Here is a 921-nt window from a genome sequence, read left to right on the forward strand (position 1 = left end):
AAACGAATTATGATCTGGACTTGATTGTGATGCCCGATGAAACCTTCCGCATCATGTTCAGATACAATGCCAATGTATACGAGCGGTCTACGATAGAGCGGATGCAGGGACATGTACTGCATGTCATCGAGCAAATCGTGAATAATCCGCATATCCGTGTGAATGAGCTGGAATTGGTAACACCAGAAGAACAGGCACAGATCGTTCAGGTCTGGGGGGATACGACGGCAGCCTATCCGCAGGATCAAACGCTAAGTGCACTGTTCGAGCAGCAGGCAGCGAAAACACCGGATCAGGTGGCAGTATTGTGCGGATCGGAATCGTTGACCTACGCGGAGTTGAATGAGCGCGCGAACCGTTTGGCTCGGACGCTGCATGCGGAAGGTGTTGAACCGGATCAGCCGGTAGGCATACTGGTTCAGCGTTCGCTGGACATGATCGTAGGTATTTATGCGATCCTCAAAGCAGGCGGAGCCTACGTGCCCATCGATCCAGAATATCCGGCGGACCGCATCCGCTTTATGCTGGAGGATTCGGGTGCGAAGCTGGTGCTGACGCAATCGCATTTGGCGGAGCAAGCAACGCTGAGTTTCGACGGCCAGGTGCTGGTGCTGGATCGTCATGAGCAGGATGGACAAGGCATTTACCACGAAGATGGCTCGAATCTGGAGCCACTGGCTGGACCACACCATGTAGCCTATGTCATCTATACCTCTGGCTCCACGGGGAAACCGAAGGGCGTGATGGTGGAGCACCATTCCGTGCTGAACCGGATTTTGTGGATGCATGATCGATACGGCTTGAGTGCAGAAGATACGATCCTGCAAAAGACCGCTTTCACCTTTGACGTATCGGTGTGGGAGCTGTTCTGGTGGTCGCTGGTCGGCTCAAAGGTGAGCTTGCTGTCGGTAGGCGGGGAAA

General features: G+C 54.0%; 1 protein-coding gene. It reads left to right on the forward strand.

Features of this window, described 5'->3' with window-relative positions; all coding sequences use genetic code 11:
• The coding region (locus WA407_RS26850) for an AMP-binding protein (RefSeq protein WP_336078731.1) at positions 1 to 921 on the forward strand (921 nt) is incomplete at both ends.

The sequence above is a fragment of the Paenibacillus sp. 203 genome (genome assembly GCF_037027525.1).
GTDB lineage: Bacteria > Bacillota > Bacilli > Paenibacillales > Paenibacillaceae > Paenibacillus > Paenibacillus polymyxa_B.